This is a genomic window from Nostoc sp. (genome assembly GCF_036917775.1).
Classification (GTDB): domain Bacteria; phylum Cyanobacteriota; class Cyanobacteriia; order Cyanobacteriales; family Nostocaceae; genus Nostoc.
This window is the reverse complement of record NZ_JBALEQ010000055.1, coordinates 41,276-59,960: the sequence shown is the minus strand read 5'-3', so window position 1 is coordinate 59,960 and position 18,685 is coordinate 41,276. Positions and strand designations below refer to the sequence as shown.

12 protein-coding genes are annotated in these 18,685 nt (G+C 41.6%); 5 read left to right on the top strand and 7 right to left on the bottom strand.

From position 1 onward, the window contains the following. Positions 1 to 147 precede the first annotated feature (147 nt). A complete protein-coding gene (locus V7K69_RS08975) occupies positions 148 to 795 on the top strand; it encodes a hypothetical protein (RefSeq protein ID WP_258551421.1) in 648 nt (215 codons plus the stop codon). A 27-nt stretch (positions 796 to 822) separates the two neighbouring features. Here V7K69_RS08975 and V7K69_RS08970 read toward each other — a convergent pair whose 3' ends face one another. From V7K69_RS08970 to V7K69_RS08955, 4 genes are all read right to left on the bottom strand, one after another. Continuing rightward, positions 823 to 2,037 (bottom strand): RNA-guided endonuclease InsQ/TnpB family protein, encoded by a 1,215-nt coding sequence (locus V7K69_RS08970; RefSeq protein WP_335033401.1) that lies wholly within the window; start codon positions 2,035 to 2,037, stop codon positions 823 to 825. A gap of 584 nt (positions 2,038 to 2,621) precedes the next feature. Then, positions 2,622 to 3,521 carry a heterocyst differentiation master regulator HetR gene (hetR, locus tag V7K69_RS08965; RefSeq protein WP_163930386.1) on the bottom strand — a complete coding sequence of 300 codons (900 nt, stop codon included), beginning with the start codon at positions 3,519 to 3,521 and terminating at the stop codon, positions 2,622 to 2,624. Positions 3,522 to 5,768: 2,247 nt separating this feature from the next. Beyond that, positions 5,769 to 8,189: an EamA family transporter gene (locus V7K69_RS08960; protein WP_335033398.1), complete on the bottom strand. Its 2,421-nt coding sequence runs from the start codon at positions 8,187 to 8,189 to the stop codon at positions 5,769 to 5,771. Between the two features lie 799 nt (positions 8,190 to 8,988). Beyond that, complete coding sequence (locus V7K69_RS08955) at positions 8,989 to 10,245, bottom strand: inorganic phosphate transporter (RefSeq protein WP_335033396.1); 1,257 nt, start codon at positions 10,243 to 10,245, stop codon at positions 8,989 to 8,991. 33 nt (positions 10,246 to 10,278) lie between these two features. Between V7K69_RS08955 and V7K69_RS08950 the strand changes: the two genes are divergently transcribed. Continuing rightward, positions 10,279 to 10,581 carry a hypothetical protein gene (locus V7K69_RS08950; RefSeq protein ID WP_335033394.1) on the top strand — a complete coding sequence of 101 codons (303 nt, stop codon included), beginning with the start codon at positions 10,279 to 10,281 and terminating at the stop codon, positions 10,579 to 10,581. A 41-nt stretch (positions 10,582 to 10,622) separates the two neighbouring features. On the opposite strand, the gene V7K69_RS08945 is transcribed toward V7K69_RS08950, so the two are convergent. Next, positions 10,623 to 11,669: a zinc-dependent dehydrogenase gene (locus V7K69_RS08945; protein WP_335033474.1), complete on the bottom strand. Its 1,047-nt coding sequence runs from the start codon at positions 11,667 to 11,669 to the stop codon at positions 10,623 to 10,625. Positions 11,670 to 11,904: 235 nt separating this feature from the next. Next, complete coding sequence (locus V7K69_RS08940; protein WP_335033392.1) at positions 11,905 to 14,499, bottom strand: response regulator; 2,595 nt, start codon at positions 14,497 to 14,499, stop codon at positions 11,905 to 11,907. A gap of 903 nt (positions 14,500 to 15,402) precedes the next feature. Between V7K69_RS08940 and V7K69_RS08935 the strand changes: the two genes are divergently transcribed. Together V7K69_RS08935 and V7K69_RS08930 are read left to right on the top strand one after the other, a co-directional pair. Next, entirely contained in the window at positions 15,403 to 15,615 is a 213-nt protein-coding gene (locus V7K69_RS08935) for a hypothetical protein (protein ID WP_335033390.1), read from the top strand. Beyond that, on the top strand, positions 15,612 to 16,118 hold the full coding sequence (locus V7K69_RS08930) for a GNAT family N-acetyltransferase (protein ID WP_335033388.1): 507 nt from the start codon (positions 15,612 to 15,614) through the stop codon (positions 16,116 to 16,118). Before V7K69_RS08935 ends, V7K69_RS08930 begins: the two co-directional genes overlap by 4 nt. Before the next feature lie 123 nt (positions 16,119 to 16,241). On the opposite strand, the gene dacB is transcribed toward V7K69_RS08930, so the two are convergent. Then, positions 16,242 to 17,711: a D-alanyl-D-alanine carboxypeptidase/D-alanyl-D-alanine endopeptidase gene (gene dacB, locus V7K69_RS08925; protein ID WP_335033386.1), complete on the bottom strand. Its 1,470-nt coding sequence runs from the start codon at positions 17,709 to 17,711 to the stop codon at positions 16,242 to 16,244. Between the two features lie 237 nt (positions 17,712 to 17,948). Between dacB and V7K69_RS08920 the strand changes: the two genes are divergently transcribed. Next, positions 17,949 to 18,548, top strand: coding sequence for a hypothetical protein (locus V7K69_RS08920; RefSeq protein WP_335033472.1), 600 nt, complete (start codon positions 17,949 to 17,951; stop codon positions 18,546 to 18,548). Positions 18,549 to 18,685 lie beyond the last annotated feature (137 nt).

Below are 18,685 nucleotides of genomic sequence, written 5' to 3'. Positions count from 1 at the left end.
GCCTACTTATCTTTCAAACAGTTATATTAACACAATTTCCGGCATAATTAATTATGTCTATACTTTGCTGACGCTGAAATTATTGAATTACAGAGGATTTTTAAAATATTTGAGTTAGCATAACTTTGGGTGTTTGGAGAATGGCAAATGTCAATGAGCAATAAAGCGGTTAATAGAGGTAAGAACAAACAAGCCAGTTCCACCTCCAGGAGTTTAATAGTACCAGTTTTGGCTATAGCTGGATGGTTGACAACGATCTTACCCAACCCAGCGATCGCTGCTTCCTACAGCAATGATTATAGTAACTGTGCAGGTCGTCTCCTAAAAGTGGGCGTAACGGCAGAAGCGGCATCACAAGCTTGTGCAGCTGCACTGCGTCCAACGGATTTGGCTGCTTGCGTGGTTAAAATTGATAAGGAAACCCAAATTGCTGCGACAGATGCACTTTCTTCTTGTGGGAAGGCCCGGCGACCTGAAGAGTTAGCTACCTGTGTAGTCGGTGTCAGTTTAAGTACTAAGGAAGAAGCTAATCCGGCAGTTTTAAATTACTGTGGACGTAGTTTGTTACCTGTGCGTTTTGGGCAGTGTGTGGTTGGCTTGCGTAGTCAAATCGATGTTCCTCCTGCTCAAGTTTTAGATACTTGTATTAGTGCTGATGATAGTGTTATCGGTGCTTCATCTTCAACACCACCAACCATCATTCCTGCGGGATCAAGTATCGAGACCGTTCCATTTCCAACGCAACAGACTGTTCCAGCACAACCTACTGTTCCGACACAACCAGGCACTAATTAAATACAGTGCTTTTTGACACTCCCCCGTTTATAAAACGGGGGATTCTTGGGTCAAAAGGGAGCTACTGCTTAACCCCTCGCCAAGCATCTTGACCGTATGCCCTACGGCTGCAAGTCCACGTTGCATCACTACCATAGCGGCTGCAACGTCTCTATCAGTTTGGAATCCACACTCACCACAAAGATGAATTCTCTGATTTAAATCTTTTCTGCCTGTGTGGTGGTTGCAGTTGGGACAGGTTTGGCTAGTGCCGTTAGGATTAACCTTGGCAAAATATACCCCACGTTTCCAACATACCCATTCTAAGATTGAGAGAAATTCACCAAAACCTGCGTCTAAAGTATGCTTTGAAAACATTCCTTTAGCCCACGCTTTAAAGTTCAAATCCTCAGCAAATATCATTCCGCCTTGGTCACATAGCTTATGCGCCAACTTGAAATGAAAATCCTTGCGGGTGTTGTGAATATGCTCGTGTAGTCGTGATACCTTCCGTTGAGCTTTTCGCCAGTTGTTTGACCCCAATTTTTTATGGCTAACTCTTTGTTGCAGCAATTTCATCTGGCGTTGGAGATCCACAAAAAATCTAGGTCTAGCGATTTGTTCACCAGTAGATGTGGCTAAAAAACTTTTCAGCCCCAAATCAATACCGACTGGATGACCGTGCGGCGCAAAGCTTGGAACATCAACATCGGCTTGTAGTGTGAGCATTACATACCATCCCGAAGCTTTCTTCACCACTTGAGCTTGTTTTGCTACAAACCCATCTGGGATAGGTCGGGATAATTGCATTTTCACCCATCCTACGCCAGGAAGTTTAACTTTGCTTCCAATAATTGGATTAACTCCTAATTGTGGAAACAATAAAGACCGCATTCTCCCTTGTTTTTTGAATCGGGGAAAACCTCTTCCTGATTCCCACATCCCAACAAACGCTTTTTCCAATCGCCTTAATACCTGCTGCAACATCTGAGAATGTGCTGCATTTAAGTCAGAATTAGTTTTTCTGGCTTGAGTTAAGGCTTTGCATTGAGACGCAAACGTTGGTCGGGGTGTATCGGACGGAATAATATACTCACTTTTTAGGCTGCAAGCATCAATTCTGCATGACCTTGAGTTATACCAATCTTTCCTCTCTCCTAACGCAAAATTCCAAACCCTACGAGACGTTTCTAGCCATACGTCGTAGGTTTGGGATTGTTGCTGCAAAAGTTTTAGGCGATAGGTATAAGTTAGGTTTAACATATACGCATAATATCTTAAAAACAGTCTATCTGTTTTTAAAGCCAAATAAATTTGGCGCATTTGCGGCAGTTGAGCGTAGTCGAAACTTATTCCCCCGCATCTGTTGCGCGGGGGCTTTACGCATCACGCCTCGTAAGGTGGGCTTTTAATGCCCACCTTATTAGTCTGTCAAGTTTTAATTCATGGGTAAGCAAGTTCGTAGAGGACTTACACAAAAATAGTCCAAACCTATATTTTCTGTTAAAGGCAATTCGTGTAGACGCAAAGCTTAGTCTACGAGTTCTCAAACAGAGTACTTGCAGAGTATTGCCCCTACAGCGTGTAATTTTGAGTAAGTCCTATTGGAGTTAAAACTAGCTTGACTGAACGAACAATATTTATATAATTAAAATCCGTCATAATTGCTTTACGCTTGCAAATTATGCAAACTAAATACTTACAATACAAAAGTCACAAGCAGTTTTGTGACTTTTATACTTACAGTATGAGAATGTAAATAAATCAATCATCCCCCTACTTTTAAGTAAGGGACAAAAGTGGTGAAAAGCTTATAAAGTAAGCTTTCTGAGTTTTGCGTAGTGCTACTAGTCTTCTTTTTCACCAAAAACCGTCTGTAAGACCACTGCAATACCACCGTCTTGATGATATTTATCTGCCCAAGCACGGATAACTTCATCCAATTCTTCCATAGCTTGCTCCATTTTTTCTGGGAGAATATCAAGTTCTTCTAATAAGCGCATGGCATTTCGTCGCCGTTCTGCCCAATTTTTCATCATGCGGAAATACCGAGCGGTATCTTCTACCATGATGTAAGTGCGTTCTTGATCGTCTGCTGGGGCATAAAAAGGGCGAGTAAGTGCGTAGAAGGGCATTCCCCAAGGAGAATCTATGCGTGTTACTGTGCCTGAGTAGAGTAGACGACGCTTGATATGCTCACCCAAAGCTTCACTCAAAGGCATTTGGTGTTCGGTTGGCAAGTCTTCTTGCGATCGCCTGTGCAAAAACTCAATCAAATCCAGAAACTCAAAAGAGCTAACTAACTGGGCATCTGGTAAGTTACTTGGCAGTTTTTGCTCAATTTGTCTTTTTTCTTCACTTGTCAGACTTGTACCAGGTACGCGCGATCGCCCCGGTTGCCAAGGATACTTTTCTAGCCAGACGTAAGGCAATTGAATCAAATAGCGAGGTTCTTGAGAACCCAACATTTTTAACAGTTTGCCTTCTGTTAACGCCTGTCTGACTTCTTCTACAATAATTTTTACGCGTTTTGGCTCTAAGTGGTGCAGATGCCCTGTCATCCGCAGGTTTTGTCCCTGCTCTAGATAGGTCATGTAAATTGCACACTTTGCTGCTGTTGCGGCTGCGTCTAAAAATGCCCCATGCCTGTGCCCACTCGTCCGCATGGCACTAAAAGCCAGATAAAGCATGATCTGATCCATCGCACTGGGGTCAAGACGTTTGATCAGATCTATGTCGTTACTCATATTACAGACAATTGAATAGCACGTTTACAGAGTTTTTAATCGATTGAGAATAAGGTAGTATACACCTGGCTGAAGCCGATTTTTCACTTCAGACTATATTAGTATGCGATAACCATGAAATCGGCAGTAGTCCAAACTACCATTTTCGCATATTTTCTAGTACACAGGCAGATTTAGTCGTTGTTACCATAACTGTCTCTGCATCTGACTGGAAAATTATAGATATCACTAAATCCAGCTTGACGGCGGTTGACTTCCCAAAAGTTAACTGTGTTGCAAATAATCTACAAAGCTTTTAACTTCTCTGGGATTATTCTCATCTTTCAAGAGCAACAAGATCAAACTGCTTATACCTAATTATGGCACTATGCCGACTCGGAGTAAAAACTAGTTTGCGCGGTTCATCTGGGGTATTTGTTACTCGAAAAAGATGCTTTATATTCAGCTTTGGTGAATTATTTGTAGTACACAGGTGGCTGGAGATCGTTGGGAGTAATCTCAAAAGCAACCGCTTACCAGGTGTAGCAACATTTAGAGGTTGAGCCAAACGGCTTGTTGGGAACTATCATTTCGTTCACAACCTCCTGTGATGTCTCGGCAGTATAAGCCGTTGGCTTGAGGGAAGATAGTAGACATCAAGTAGATCAATTAATTTCAATTTTAAAGCACCTATTGTTCTTTCAAATATCGCTTTTTATCATACCATTGTTTTTTGCTTTTGGAATAAAATTATGTATTTTAAAGTTTATAAATTCTGACTATTTAAATATTTTATATTCTGATTAAATCAAGGTTTGATGATATTTCTATTTTGACTCTTAAATCTAAGTCTGATTTATCTTTTTGTGTTGATGATTTGACACAGAAAGCTGCGATTGATTCAGACTGAATCGCATAGCCATAAGGCTTTTTTGCTTGTGTTAATCAACGAAAAATTAGTGAATAGGCATATATATAATAAAACATATTGGATTCCATCTGATAATTATTTAGAGATTGTTTTTCAATGGAATTATATTTTTTTCATGAAAGAATTTTAAAATTCCCTGATTTAACTAATTCATCGGCTACTTGAAAGTATATTTTGACAGCACTGTTTTATATACTTGAGAGACTGTAATTGCCTAGATAGTGTGTTACTAAAAAAAGACGATAATCCGCAGGCAACTACGATATAAGCATCTTTCTCTAAGTATCTAGGCGATACCTACGGTGGGCTACGCCTACGCAGACTAAGTTGACAAGGACACAAAGGCATTAATAAAGATACCATCTTGTCAACCTCAAAAACATACAAACGAGGTATTTTGAATTCCGCTTTACTCGCAGGGCTTTTCGTAGGATCAAAGTACTAGCTGTTTTATGGGCGCGATCGCTCCATGTATTCATGTACCTTAAAAAACGGCTTACTCTCAAGCCTTCTACTACTTTTTCATCTTCTATTTCCAAAATATGCTGCAATAGTCTTAACTCCTTGCAAATTTCCTGTTTGAGCAAGTACTTGCACTCAATTGCTTGAGTCAGTACTACTCGTACTGCTTATATATACGTGTTTTCCCTATCTGTATCAGGCTAAATTGCTAAAAATATATTACAAGTCAAGTTATTTTGATTACTCTTCGCTTAACTAGAGCGGTTCTCAATTGCATAGAATACATACCTAACCCCGGATTTTGTAGCATTAGGGAGTAAGCCTGGATTTCTCACAAGTGAGAAATCCAAGGGGTGTGAGAGGTGTGGGAGGTGTGGGAGGATGAGGAAGAAGTCTTACCCCCCACACTCCCCACACTCCTCTTCTCCCTTTGCCTACACTATGTATGAAAAATCCGGGTAAGATGCAAAGCCTCTTCCGATTCCGCTACGGTGTACACATAAGTTTTGCCGCAGCTATATCATTTATTAAGAAATCTTACATTGCGTTTCTATCGCGTCTCGGATAGAAGGAGGTTGGAGGAGTAAGTAATTTAGAGATTCAACCCCTTTTTGGGTTAATGGGGAAAGGGAAAAGCAATAGGGTTCAGTTAAGAAATTTATCCGTTGAGGCTGGCGTTGCAGGGGGGGAAGATAAAAAGCTTATCTAAACCGTATTAGAACCTATCTGGTAGTCCTAAATTATTCGTGAAAAATTAAGATCCCCGAATTCTTTTAGAATTCGGGGATCTTGGGCGGATTAGCGTCAGGATTGATGGTGAAAGTGATAGAAGGTAAACTAGCACCCATTACACCCAAACTGATTAAACTCGCCATTTAATTCGTGTTACTGGAGGGTTTAGCCTGATTTCGCATCGTTTCTAGGCTGAAAGCAGCCGCGCCAAAGGTTACTAACAACACTCCCAGAATTTGCACAATATCTAAATTTTCTTGAATGATTAACCCAGCAAAAATCACGGTTAAAACTGGGATGCTACCACCGATAATTGCCGATCGCGAAGCACCTAGTTTACTGATACCAACATTGTTCAGCAAATAGCCGGCAAGAGTCAGTACACCCAAGATAAATGCGCTTAAAACCAGTTCTAGCATCTTAGAGGAGTCAAAAACTATCAAGTTCCAATTGCTTGGCAAAGGTAGCATTAAGCAGATAAAGCTCAACAGCAACATGGTAGCGAAGTTAATTAAAGTAAAAGTCACTGGATGTAGTTTGCTAGCACATACCCGTGTCAGAATTATGTAGGCAGCAAAAGCTATGCCCGAAAGAAGGGCAGTGCTGCTTCCTAGTGAAGGATTACCCATACTTGTGTTGGGAGAACCTCCTAAAACTAACAACTCACCGCAGCAAATGGCAGCGATCGCACCAAAGCGGAATGTGGTAGGCCGATCGCGGAACAGAAACCACGACAATAACCCACTAACCATCGGGTAGATAAAGAACAGTGCGATCGCCATTCCAGTTGTGACTTGAGCGATCGCAATGTAGATTAGCACCTGAGACAAGAACAAAAAGCACCCACTCACAACCGACAACAGCAAAATTCGCTTGGTAGCTGTATTAGCAGCTGTGGGATTTCCTCGCACTGAAGCGGCCAAGTTTTCTAAGTCTTGCCATAGTGTTGGATGCAATATGGGAGATAGCAATACCATCAGTGGTACTACTACCATAAACCGGAGCGTCAAGATTAACAGAGTATTGCCCAAAGTCGGCGGTAGCAGGCGTTCTACATCTACTACTCCAAAAATTTGGGAACCTTCATGGAAAATCACCTTGATGGCTATGTTGTAAAGCGACGATATAACTGCTGATGAGACAATCAACAAGAAACCGACTTGCAACTGCGAAAAGCCAGAGGAATTACGCGATCGCGATTCTGAGGGTTTTGCTGGCGGCTGTGGCTCTAGCGCAGTCGAAGGTGGTGATTTGGGTTTGCTCTGCGACACTCTGCGGATCACAGAATTTGGTTCAGTAGCGTTTCTTCTTCGTAAAGGTTGAGGTTGTATTGCTTCCGGCTTTGGCACAGATACAATAGGAGGCTCTGGTGTTGTTTCGCTTTCTGACAAATCCTTATTGAGGACAGAAATGGGTTCAGCAGCGTTTTCTTGCGATGGCGGAACTACAGAAGCAGTAGGTTCTGATGTCGTTTCTCTTTCCGACAAGTCTTTGATAGGGACAGAAATCGGGTTCGCAGCGCTTTCTCTAACAATGGGAGACTCTGATGTCGTTTCTCTTTCCGACAAGTCATTGCTAGGGACAGAAATCGGGTTCGCGGCGTTTTCTCTAACAATGGGAGACTCTGATGTCGTTTCTCTTTCCGACAAGTCATTGCTAGGGACAGAAATCGGGTTCGCGGTGTTTTCTTTAACAATGGGAGGCTCTGATGTTATTTCTCTTTCCAACAAGTCTTTGATGGAGACAGAAATTGTGTTTGCGGTGTTTTCTCTAACAACGGGAGGCTCTAATGTGGTTTCTCTTTCTTCTAAAAATTGAGCCGGGATCGCGGAAATTGGCTCAGAGGAATTTTTGACTACTTCGCTAAAGGTTGGCGGGGATGTCTCAGAAGGATTGCTTTTTTCTGGCTCAGTAAACTGTAAAACAGTAGGCGTACCTGCTGCTGGTTTGCGTGAAGCTTCTTCTATAGTTTTTTCTAGTTCTCCATGCAGGCGGTTAACAAACTCCGCCAAAATCGTTTCCCCTTGCTGTTGCTGGCTATACATCCGTGACAACTGTTGGGAAAGATTACTTTGATAGTTTTTTAGCTCCTGTTGCAGCGAGTTAAAAGTAACAGTAACGGTGTCATCCAGGCTGTCAAACATGTGTTCGACTTTTTCGTTGATTTCACCTACTACATTGCTGCTCACTTCAGCGGACTTCAGCGCAGCTTGTTCGTAAGACTTACCCTCTATGCTTTGGTTAGCTAAATTTGCCAGAGAGGATTGCAATTGTGAAGATATATGTTTTGCCAGGACTTCTGCGAGTTGACGAATTAAGACTTGCTGTTCGGTGATTTGGCGCACTTGTTGTAAATGCTCTTTTTCCTCTACCAAGCCTTGAATCTCATCGGATAACCGATTTTTTTCGGACTGAAGTCGCTTTACATCTTCCTGCAACGCTCTGAGGACATTCTGCTGAAGATTTTCTAAGTCTTCAACTACAGCCCAAAGAGCATTTTCTGCTGCTCTAGATAGCTCGCCTCTGACTCTTGGGTTTTCTGGTTGCTTCTCGAATCGCCCCATTAGCTTCTAACCTCTAACACCTTGACGATAAAGCTGCTTCCGGTACGCTTTATTGGCGCTCATCCTAATTTCCTGTATTTTGTCAGATAAATTAAAAATTTTAACAGCACTTCCGCATTTCAACGTAATTCTGTCATACTGAACACAACTTGGCAAAGCAGCAAATGTATCTTACTGCTTAATAATCGGTATTTTTTCAGCATTGATTAAGTATTTAGCCATTCGATTTTGGACTTTGGTTTTCCTCAGTCGAACGATTTTAGATTGTCCTATGGCTGTAACTAGCTTGAAATGACATCTTTTTTATTTTTGATCCGTTTCATGTACATCAATATAATATTTGCCAATGAGATTTTTACTTTTAAATAAATCTCACTCCAAATAAATATTTATTGTTTTGCTACCAATAGTAATTGTCAAAGATTTGTAGATGCGTGTGCTTAGGCAGAAAGTCATCTGCCTTACGAAACTAGTGGTCTATCGCATTAATTTTGCTAGGTTGCGAGATCCCCGACTTCTTTAAGAAGTCGGGGATCTGAACACCTTAACCTTTCAAAAATAATGACATGAACCACTAGTTGTAAATTTATATGGAATGTAACTTGTGTGACAGTTTATATCTCTAAATGGAGATTAAAGTATCTTTCTGTGGAAATTCGAAGTTACGCTATCCCCTGCACAACATTCTAATGAATGAGCAGCAATTCTGCAAAAACACGCTTTTTTGCTGTTGTTGCAGTCTATGTTCTGCTTTGAGTAGATTTAGTAGATGAAAAATTTAGGAAAATATTAATAATTCTTAGTGGAATAAAATTCGGGCGATGCTAAAAATGGCAGCGCTAAGTAAAGCACTCACAGGGATTGTAATTAGCCATGCAGCAGCAATACCTTTTAGTGTTTGGAACTTAATCGATTTAATATTTTGCACTAGTCCAATGCCAACTACACCGCCGACGAGAGCATGGGAAGTAGAGACTGGTAAACCTAGCCGGGAGGCGATGAGGATGGTGGTAGCAGTAGCAAGTTCGGCACAAAATCCACTACTAGGTTGCAAGGCAATAATGTTTTCGCCAATGGTGGCGATAACTTTTTTACCCCAGACAGCTAAACCACCAACAATACCAGCACCACCAAGGATTAAAATCCAAAGGGGGATGGTAAGACCATCTGTAGGTACGCTACCAGTGCGATTGATGTAGACGATCGCAGCTAAAGGAGCGATCGCATTTCCCACATCATTAGAACCATGAGCAAAGGCGACAAAGCAAGCACTTAGCAGTTGGAATCGGGCAAATAATCTTTCTACGGGATTAGGGAATATTTCTCCCTTCTCTCCCTTATCTGCCAATTGTCGCCAACTAATGATTGTCAGTCCAACTGCTGCGATCGCACCTGTTAAAAGTGGGATATCGTAAGCGGGGATCGTAAAACCAAGCTCAATTACAAAATTGGTTAGCGGTTCAGTTAGCGATGGTAATACAATCACGCCGAATACACCTAGCAGTGCAGTACTCAACCAGGGAATCCATTCTTGTAACTGGACTACTTGATTAGGTTGATCTAAAATCCAGTGCTTGATTTGACTATAAAATAAAGCAGCGATCGCACCACTAATTAACGGCGTTAAAACCCAGCCAATGCTAATTAAGCCAATTGATGCCCAATCAATTGCACCTACTCCCAAAGCTACCCAACTAAATCCTGCGATCGCACCAACAACCGCATGAGAAGATGAGACTGGTAAACCGCGTGATGTGGCAATTTGCAACCACACACCACAGGAAATTAGCACCGTTACCATTCCAGTTACGAATAGTTGGGGTGTAGTTGCGAATAAGGCAGGATTAGCAATTTTCGTTGCTAGAGTTTCCGTTACCTCATGTCCAAACAACACAGCACCCGTAAACTCTAATACTCCAGCAATGATTAGTGCTTGCTTGAGAGTGACAGCCTTGGAACCTACAGAGGTTCCCATCGCATTAGCGACATCGTTTGCTCCGAGATTCCAAGCAACGTAGAAAGCTAGTAGAGCGACGAAAAGTAGGGTAATAAGCATTTTGTTGCGGACAAGGGAAAGTGAGAGATAAGGATGAAACTTGAGCTTGTAAGGGTGAACTTTGAACCTTTTAGCTCCATCGTTGAACCTTTTAGCTCCATCGTTGAACCTTTTAGCTCCATCGTCGAACCTTTTAGCTCCATCGTTGAACCTTTTAGCTCCATCGTTGAACCTTTTAGCTCCACCGTTGAACCTTTTAGCTCCATCGTTGAACCTTTTAGCTCCATCGTTGAACCTTTTAGCTTCATCGTTGAACCTTTTAGCTTCATCGTTGAACCTTTTAGCTTCATCGTTGAACCTTTTAGCTTCGTAGCTGAATCTCAGACAGAGCTTTAAAATTCTAGTTTTAACACTCTCCCATCTCCCTAATCTTCCTTTTACGGATAAATTAAGATTTTATAAGTATCCGGTGTGGGTGCGATCGCTTGCTCAACAGCTGCTGATAAATCTTTTAATGGATAGCGATCGCTAATCAACGCTTTTACATCAATTCGCTGATTAAACACAATATCGGCTGATAAATTCTGAAGCCGATAAGAGGAACTGTAACTGCCTATCAAGTCAATTTCCCGACGGTAGAGGATATTTGGATTAATGGGAATTTCCACCTCATCAGGAAATTCGGCGAAAAACAAGATTTTACCGCCCTTGCGAGTACTATCAAGTGCTTGAAAGAAAGCTTTTTCACTGGGAACAGCCAGCAAGGTAACATCAACACCCATTCCACCAGTTAGGGCATAAATTTTTGCTGTTAAATCGGGATCGCGAGCATCAAAAGCCGCCTCTGCACCGACACTCAAGGCTTTATCAATTCTAGAGGGTAGTAAATCAGTAGCGATCGCTTTTGCTCCGAAATACTTCACCAACATAATAAACATTAACCCAATTGGCCCAGCACCAGTAACTAATACAGTTTGTCCTGGAGCAATTTGAGCTTTTCTCACCGCCTTCAAACAGCAGTTAGTTGGTTCTACAAAACTGGCTTCTTCAAAACTGATGTTATCTGGGATGGGAATCAACCCACCATTTTCCACAATATGTCCAGGAACCTTGACATAATCAGCAAAACCGCCACCACTGGCGTTAAAGCCGGCGGTAGTGGAGATGTTTTTGTAAACATCACACATAGAGAAATTATCATTTAGGCAGTAGGCGCAACGCATACAAGGGATGTGGTGCATCACTGCTACCCGTTGTCCAACTTGCCAACCTTTGACATTATTGCCTATAGCTGCGATCGTGCCGGCAGTTTCATGTCCAAAAATGCGCGGCGGTTCATATAGTGGATAACGAATTTTCTTAATATCTGACTGACACAACCCGACAACCCGCACCTGTACCAGTACTTCATCTGGTTCCACAGTTGGAACTGGGATATCTTCGTAAGACAGTTGATTAACGCCTCTAAATACCTGTGCTTTCACGTTGGTTTTTCCCCGCTCAACGATACTAGATGTAACATTAGTGGTCAACGTTAAGCTATTTATTATTGGTTAAATTTACTTTGTTTTAATCAAAGTCATGTTGCTTTTCTAACGAAACGCTGCGCCTAGCTAGCTTACCATTCACGGAGCGTACCCCTTTGGGACGCTCCGAGTTCAAAATTCAATTCTTAATCTTAGGCTTAAATGCAAGTACCTGAACCGATTTACAAAAGGGCTAATGATTTGGTTTAGTCTGTGTAATTGCCAGCAAAGCTTGAAGTAATTCTTCTGGATCGAGGGGCTTGATAACATGGCGTTGATAGCCACTAGTTATGGCTTGTTCGTAATCGTCAACCCTAGCATAAGCAGTCAAAGCGATCGCAGGAATCTCTCCCCCTTTTTCAGGGGGTAAAGTTCGGATCTGTTGAATTAGGGAATAACCATCAACTTCAGGCATCCCAATATCACTTACTAAGACATCGGGTCTAAAGGACTCTAGGTTTGCCAACACTTCTGCCGCAGAGGCAACAGTCAAGACTTCTGCTCCGTATTCAGTAAGCAATACTGTTAATAGCTCGCGGGCATCGGGGTCATCATCCACTGTCAAAACCCGAATCCCTGTGAGTTCGAGTCCTGGTTGTGACAACTCATCTATTTGTCTGATTTCTGGTTGAACATTCAGCAATGGCAACCGGACTATAAAGGTAGCTCCCAATCCAACACCAGGACTGTCAGCCGTAATCGTGCCGCCGTGGACTTCAACCAACTGCCGGACAATCGCCAACCCCAATCCTAATCCCCCATATTTACGAGTAATTGAGGTATTTTCCTGGCGGAATGATTCAAAAATGTGTGGCAGAAATTCAGGGTCAATACCAATGCCCGTGTCACTGACAACAATCTGTGCCTGTTCATCGACTCGCTGTAATTGAATTTCTACCCGTCCTCTGTTGGGGGTAAACTTGATCGCGTTGGAAAGCAAGTTCCAAACGATCTGTTGAAGGCGGTTGGAATCTCCATAAACTTGCCCAATATTTGGCAATACCGGATGCAACACAATTGATTTAGCAACTACTGTGGTTCTTACCGTGTCGATCGCGGATTCAATCACAAATGCCAGATTTACAGGATTAGCATTGATGCTGAGTTTACCCCTGATAATCTTGGCTACATCAAGCAAGTCATCAATCAGTTTAGTTTGCAGTTTGGCATTACGTTCGATGGTAGCCAAAGCTTCAGCCGTTTTGGTTTGATCCAATCTGCCGGTTTGTAGGAGTTTTGTCCAGCCCAGAATCGGGTTGAGAGGCGATCGCAATTCATGGGAAAGAACCGCCAAAAACTCATCTTTGATCCGATTGGCGCGTTCGGCTTCTGCTCTAGCTAATTGCTCTTTTTCTAACAGTTGCTCCCGTTCTTGCTCGACAAGTTTGCGCTCGGTGATATCAACAGCCGCTAGAATCGCATAGATAGGTCTTTCATTTGTACTTGTAGGGTCAAAAAAAGTCTGTTTGCGAACGCTCAACCAGCGCACATTGCCATCTGCCCAAACCACGCGATGGTCGCAGGCAAACCAACCCGAACCAGCAGGGTCTAGAATCTGCTCGATTAATTGAGCAAGTTTGGCTTGTTCTTCTGGATGGAATGTGGCGTGGATACGCTTACGGGAGACAACTAATTCATGAACAGGTAAACCGTATAAAGCGGCTGCTTCTGGCGAAAGCTCGACTGTATTTGAGGCATAATCAAATCTGGCAAGTGCAAAACCTGCTATTTGCATCCCTAATCGCAGCTGTTCTTCGCTCTGTCGCAGTTGGGCTTCTACCTGTTGGCGTTCCTTTAGTTCACGCTGTGCCTGTTGATATAGTTCTGCCTGTCGCAAGGCGATACTCACCTGAATTGCCAGTTCTTTGAGCAAGTCAATCTCTAAGGGTTTCCAAAATCGAGGGGAAGCACAGTGATGAGCAATCAGCAATCCCCAAAATTGGTTGTCTTGCACAATTGGCACCACTAGATTAGCTTGGACTTGAAACTGAGCCAACAATTCAACGTGGCATGGATCAATATTGCTATTGTGAATATCAAATATTGCGGTTACGTAACCCTGACGATAGCGTTCAATATAACTCTCAACAAAGGCGGAATCATAGCTGACAGTTTTCGGTAGATTCGATGCGATGTAGTTTTCAGCCAGACAAGGATCGTACATTGTGGAGGACAGGAGCGATCGCCACTCTGACCCAACCGATTCTGCTACGACTGTTCCATTCCCGTCAGGTTTTAACTGAAAAACCAGGACGCGATCTGTGTGGAGAAACTGCCGAACTTTAACTACGGTTGTCTGAAGAATTTCATCCAGATTCTGGGATTGGTGAATTTGTCGGGTAATCTGCGTGACTACGCGCTCTCGTTCAATCCTTTGCTGTAATTGGGTGCGTAACTGTACTGTTGCAATCGTCCCATTAACTGCTGTTTGCAATCTTTCTGGGGTTATTTGCTCTTTGAGGAGATAATCTTGTGCGCCCGCTTTCATCGCCTGAACCGCGATCTCCTCATTTCCATGACCCGTGATGACAATCACAGGTAGACATAGCTGTTGTGTTGAGGGTTGCAATTGTGCCAAAAATTCTAGTCCATCCAGATCGGGCAACCGATAATCAAGTAACACCACATCTGGCTGGTATTGCTGCCAAAGTTCTAGCCCAAGCTGTCCCAATGTTGCTTCTAAAATAGTGTAAGAATATTCACGCTCACGCAGCAAAAACTGCCGATAGAGTTCTCTATCTTCTGGGGAATCATCAACAATTAAAACAGTGCGCTGTTGCTGAGACATTGTGAATCAATTGAGCTAATACGCTAAAACCATCTTCCGCAGATTACCAAAGATATTAAGATTTGTAAAATCGACTGAAATGCTGATCATGTAAAGATTATTTGGATCTTAAAAATATCTCGTCATCAGTGTTGGCGAGGAAATATTCACATAGCGTTTAACAAATGTGGTGCTTCTCTGAACTCTATTCATCTTAGTTGATTAATGCGAAAAAATTTTATTTATTCACCTCCTATTTCCCTTAACCAAGCAGTATTGGAATAGCTTAGGAAATAATCAGGAAAATCCTTAATGTCTTTAAGGATTTTCCTGATTTTATTTTTTTAAATTTTCGGTTAATATTAGAGAATTTGCGTAATAATAACTACTCCTAAAACGAAAACAAGTATAAAAGTAATTGCAAAGGTGTAGGGGCAACGAATAGCAAGTTTAACAATCCACATTGTTTTTTCGTTGAAATTATTCTTTCTTCAGTCAGGGCGATTTACACTAAAGTAAATTTTAGTTTTAGTTAGGGATTTTCAAATAACAAAATATCTGATTTTAATTGTTTGTTGGGAATATTGACAGTTAATTGTCTACAAATTCAAACGCGACAATTTATTTCTTGAAATTCCCTTAATTCATTACCAAATTAATATTCGCTGAATGCTTTCATTAGCAATCAGCTAGATTTAAAAGCAAACATTGAACTTCAATTAATGCTATAAATCGATAGATTTGCAGTGTTATTGCGTGGATTTATCTCCGCATACACCTGTGTAAAATCCAAGATCCTATACTTTATCCAAATTAATATGTAATTTTTTATACGAAAATATAGACAAAAGCTGATTTTTAGAGGTGAATTATAAAATGAGAGCCATATAGGATAAAACAAACTTTGCAAGCTAACCCTTGTGGATGATTTTGACAAGGATTGCGATCGCTGCGATCGCAATATTTCAGACTCTTGATGTCTTAGTTGTTGGTGGGGGAACTGGAGGAACTGTGGCTGCTATCCAAGCGGTGCTACGATACCACTTTTTCTCAGAGAGAAGGGTGTGTTTCGGCTTTCGTAACGCTGTATTATTTTTGAATATTTTCTTAAGATTTTTTCCGAGACGCTACCAATGACTATTCGCCATGCGACTGAAACTGACTTACCTGCAATTGTGGCAATTTATAATGCTGCAATTCCTAGCCGCATGGCAACTGCTGATTTAGAACCAATATCTGTAGAAAGTCGCCTTCCTTGGTTTAAGACGCGATCGCCTTCACAACGCCCGCTTTGGGTAATCGAAGTGGAGGGAGTAATTGCTGGATGGCTTAGTTTCCAATCCTTTTATGGGCGGCCTGCCTATAATACAACTGCCGAAATAAGTATTTATATAGCCCCTCAATTTCATCGCTGTGGTTTGGGAAGACAACTATTAGAACAAGCAATTAGCGAAAGCCGCAGTTTGGGTTTAAATACCCTATTGGGCTTCATTTTTGCCCATAATCAGCCTAGTTTAAACCTTTTTAAAACATTTGGTTTTCAACCTTGGGGACATTTACCTAAAGTTGCCGAAATTGACAGCGTTGAACGAGATTTAGTAATCATGGGACTTAGAATTATTGATACTTCCACCGATTAAAACCGTAAACTGTCAATGATTGTGATTGAGTTTTCGTAAATAGACATTTATTTTATAATCAGGAGTTTTTCTTGTAATAAATGCAAATTTAGAGACACAAACTTTTGCATCTCTAAACATTTTTTAACAACGCTGTAACTGCGTTAACAACACAACAACTTCATCAATTACTTGTCGCACAGCCGTTGCAGGTTGATCCGATTGATTAACGATAATACTAAAAACTAACGGCTCATATTTAGGTGCATTTATATATCCAGAGAGAGAAACTACACCCGTTAATGTACCTGTTTTTGCTTGCACAATGCCTTCAGCAGATGTGTTTTGAAAGCGCCCTTTCAAGGTTCCGCTTTTACCCGCCACGGGTAAAGATGCGCGATACACATATCCTGCTGGTGTTCTTGCCATCCCTCGCAAAGTTTGTACAAAAGCTTCTGGTGTGGCTAAGTTCCGACGTGATAAACCCGAACCATCTACTAAAATATAATTTGCTGGATCAACTCCCAATTGAGTTAAACTCGCTTTGACAACTTCCAAACCAACATCAGCGCTAGTTTTAGTCTTCACTCTGGGTTTTTCCCCAGCTAATGCTCTCAATAGTGCCTCAGCATAAAGATTATTACTATTCTGAAGAGTTTCCATTAATAATTCAGATAAAGGTGGTGACTCTACAAAAGCTATTTCCTCTTGATGAACACCACCAGTTACCACTAATGTTTGCCCCAAAGGAATTTTTTCTGTTGCCAAAGCAGCACGGAAGCGTCGTAAGAAGTAATAATTAGGGTCAATTACAGGCAAATCTATTAAAGATGGTTCAGAATTCGTTGTTAGTTGTCCTTGAATTCGTAATGCTGTTCCTGATAATTCGCGGGTAATATTGACGTAAGTTGGTTGATTTTGGGCAACCGTTATTGACTGATTAATTGTCCGCCACTGTTTCGCCTCGCCAGGATCAATCCACACTACTTGTAAGGATTTACCTACAGCCTGCGGTACAAGTTTTAAGCTAAAAATATTTTGATTGAGAATAAAGCTGCTGACTGGTGCGCCATAGTCTGACTGCACATCTTCCCATTGCCAGGTGGGGTTAACAATGTCTCCTTGAATATAACTATCATCAGCTATCAACCTTTGAATTTGAGTAATACCTTTCTGTTTTAGCTGCTGTGCTAATGTTTGCAGTTGAGTATCACTTAAGCTGGGATCTCCCCTACCGACAACACGTAAAACACCATTGCCATTTTGATAAATAGAGGTACGAATCCGAAAATTAGCACCCAATTTCTGCAATGCAGCTGCTGTTGTCAGCAATTTGAGGTTAGACGCAGGAGTAAAATATTTTTGAGCATCCCGACTGTAAAGAGTTTGCCCACTTGAGAGGGGTTGCACTAAAATTCCCCAGCGCACCCGACTAAATAAGGGACGATTGATTACAGCATCTATAGCTGTTCCCAGTTGGGTAGAGCAAATTGATTTTGTACTTGTTGTTGGCGCGACTTGGGTTTGTGCTTTCGCAATAGGACTAAATCCTATCTGGCTAGTCAAGAATATTAACAAAACACCCAGTGGTTGATTGAAAGTCTTAAGTCTCACCAATTTTACTTATCCCAAAGATAGATATTTTTAGCTTGCCAACAACTTCTTTCCGGAGAGAGAAGAATTGGCTCAGTAAAGTTACTTAATTAGTATAGGGAAGATATTCATACGTTTAATATATGGGCGATGTCTACGACAGGCTGCGCCTACGCACAAACATAATTTATGGGACTACAAAATAGAAACGTAAGTCAACCTGCACATACTACAGAAATACGAAATCGAGGCAATGGTGTGAGTACATTTTTATCTGGTGTAGCTGTATTACTCTCTACTTTGGCTTTGGGATGTAGCGGCTATGTAGCTTATGAAGTTTTCACGTTGCGACAGACACTAAATGCTAGTAATACAGTCAGCAGCACCATTCCTACTCAAGTGCCAAGTCCTACAGCTACAAGTTCTCCACAAGCAACGATCTCACCATCCCCAGCTACAGCTACAACTTCAGCAATTCGCCCTGGTCAATTTGTGCAGCCTGCTTTTGGCAAAAAGGCAGAAGTTGAGTTACTTTCAGCAAAGCGAATTAAAGATCCAGAAACTGGAAACCGTGATGTGGTAAATCTGCAAATGCGGATTCGTCGCCTTGCCACAGATGGAGTTGTTGGTAGTGATATCATATCGGTGGCTAGTACAACAGCCCGCAATCCTGAGACTAGCGTAACCTACAAAGGAGTTGCTCTCAATCGCTCAACAGGAAGCGTTTCTTTGTTTCAAGTACGCCCACAAGCCTCCGCAGATGCTTATATCTGGCTAAGAGTTCCCGATGGTGTTAATAACTTGGATATTTTTGTGCCAGATACAGCTGCATTTAAAAATGTACTAATTTCTAATTAGTACTCTATCGGACAATATGGTTCAGAAGACGCGATAAATCGCGTCTCTACAATAAGGGTTTTGTTGCTCATTCTGAACTGTATTGCTCTATCGGATTAATTTTGATAATGTGCAAGATTCCCAACTTCTTTATGAAG

Coding starts and splice junctions, on each gene's coding strand:
- V7K69_RS08955 (WP_335033396.1), bottom strand. CDS start 10,245: ATGCTTATTACCCTACTTTTCGTCGCTCTACTAGCTTTCTACGTTGCT.
- V7K69_RS08930 (WP_335033388.1), top strand. CDS start 15,612: ATGACTATTCGCCATGCGACTGAAACTGACTTACCTGCAATTGTGGCA.
- V7K69_RS08975 (WP_258551421.1), top strand. CDS start 148: ATGTCAATGAGCAATAAAGCGGTTAATAGAGGTAAGAACAAACAAGCC.
- hetR (WP_163930386.1), bottom strand. CDS start 3,521: ATGAGTAACGACATAGATCTGATCAAACGTCTTGACCCCAGTGCGATG.
- V7K69_RS08960 (WP_335033398.1), bottom strand. CDS start 8,189: ATGGGGCGATTCGAGAAGCAACCAGAAAACCCAAGAGTCAGAGGCGAG.
- V7K69_RS08940 (WP_335033392.1), bottom strand. CDS start 14,499: ATGTCTCAGCAACAGCGCACTGTTTTAATTGTTGATGATTCCCCAGAA.
- V7K69_RS08970 (WP_335033401.1), bottom strand. CDS start 2,037: ATGTTAAACCTAACTTATACCTATCGCCTAAAACTTTTGCAGCAACAA.
- V7K69_RS08950 (WP_335033394.1), top strand. CDS start 10,279: ATGAAACTTGAGCTTGTAAGGGTGAACTTTGAACCTTTTAGCTCCATC.
- V7K69_RS08935 (WP_335033390.1), top strand. CDS start 15,403: ATGATTTTGACAAGGATTGCGATCGCTGCGATCGCAATATTTCAGACT.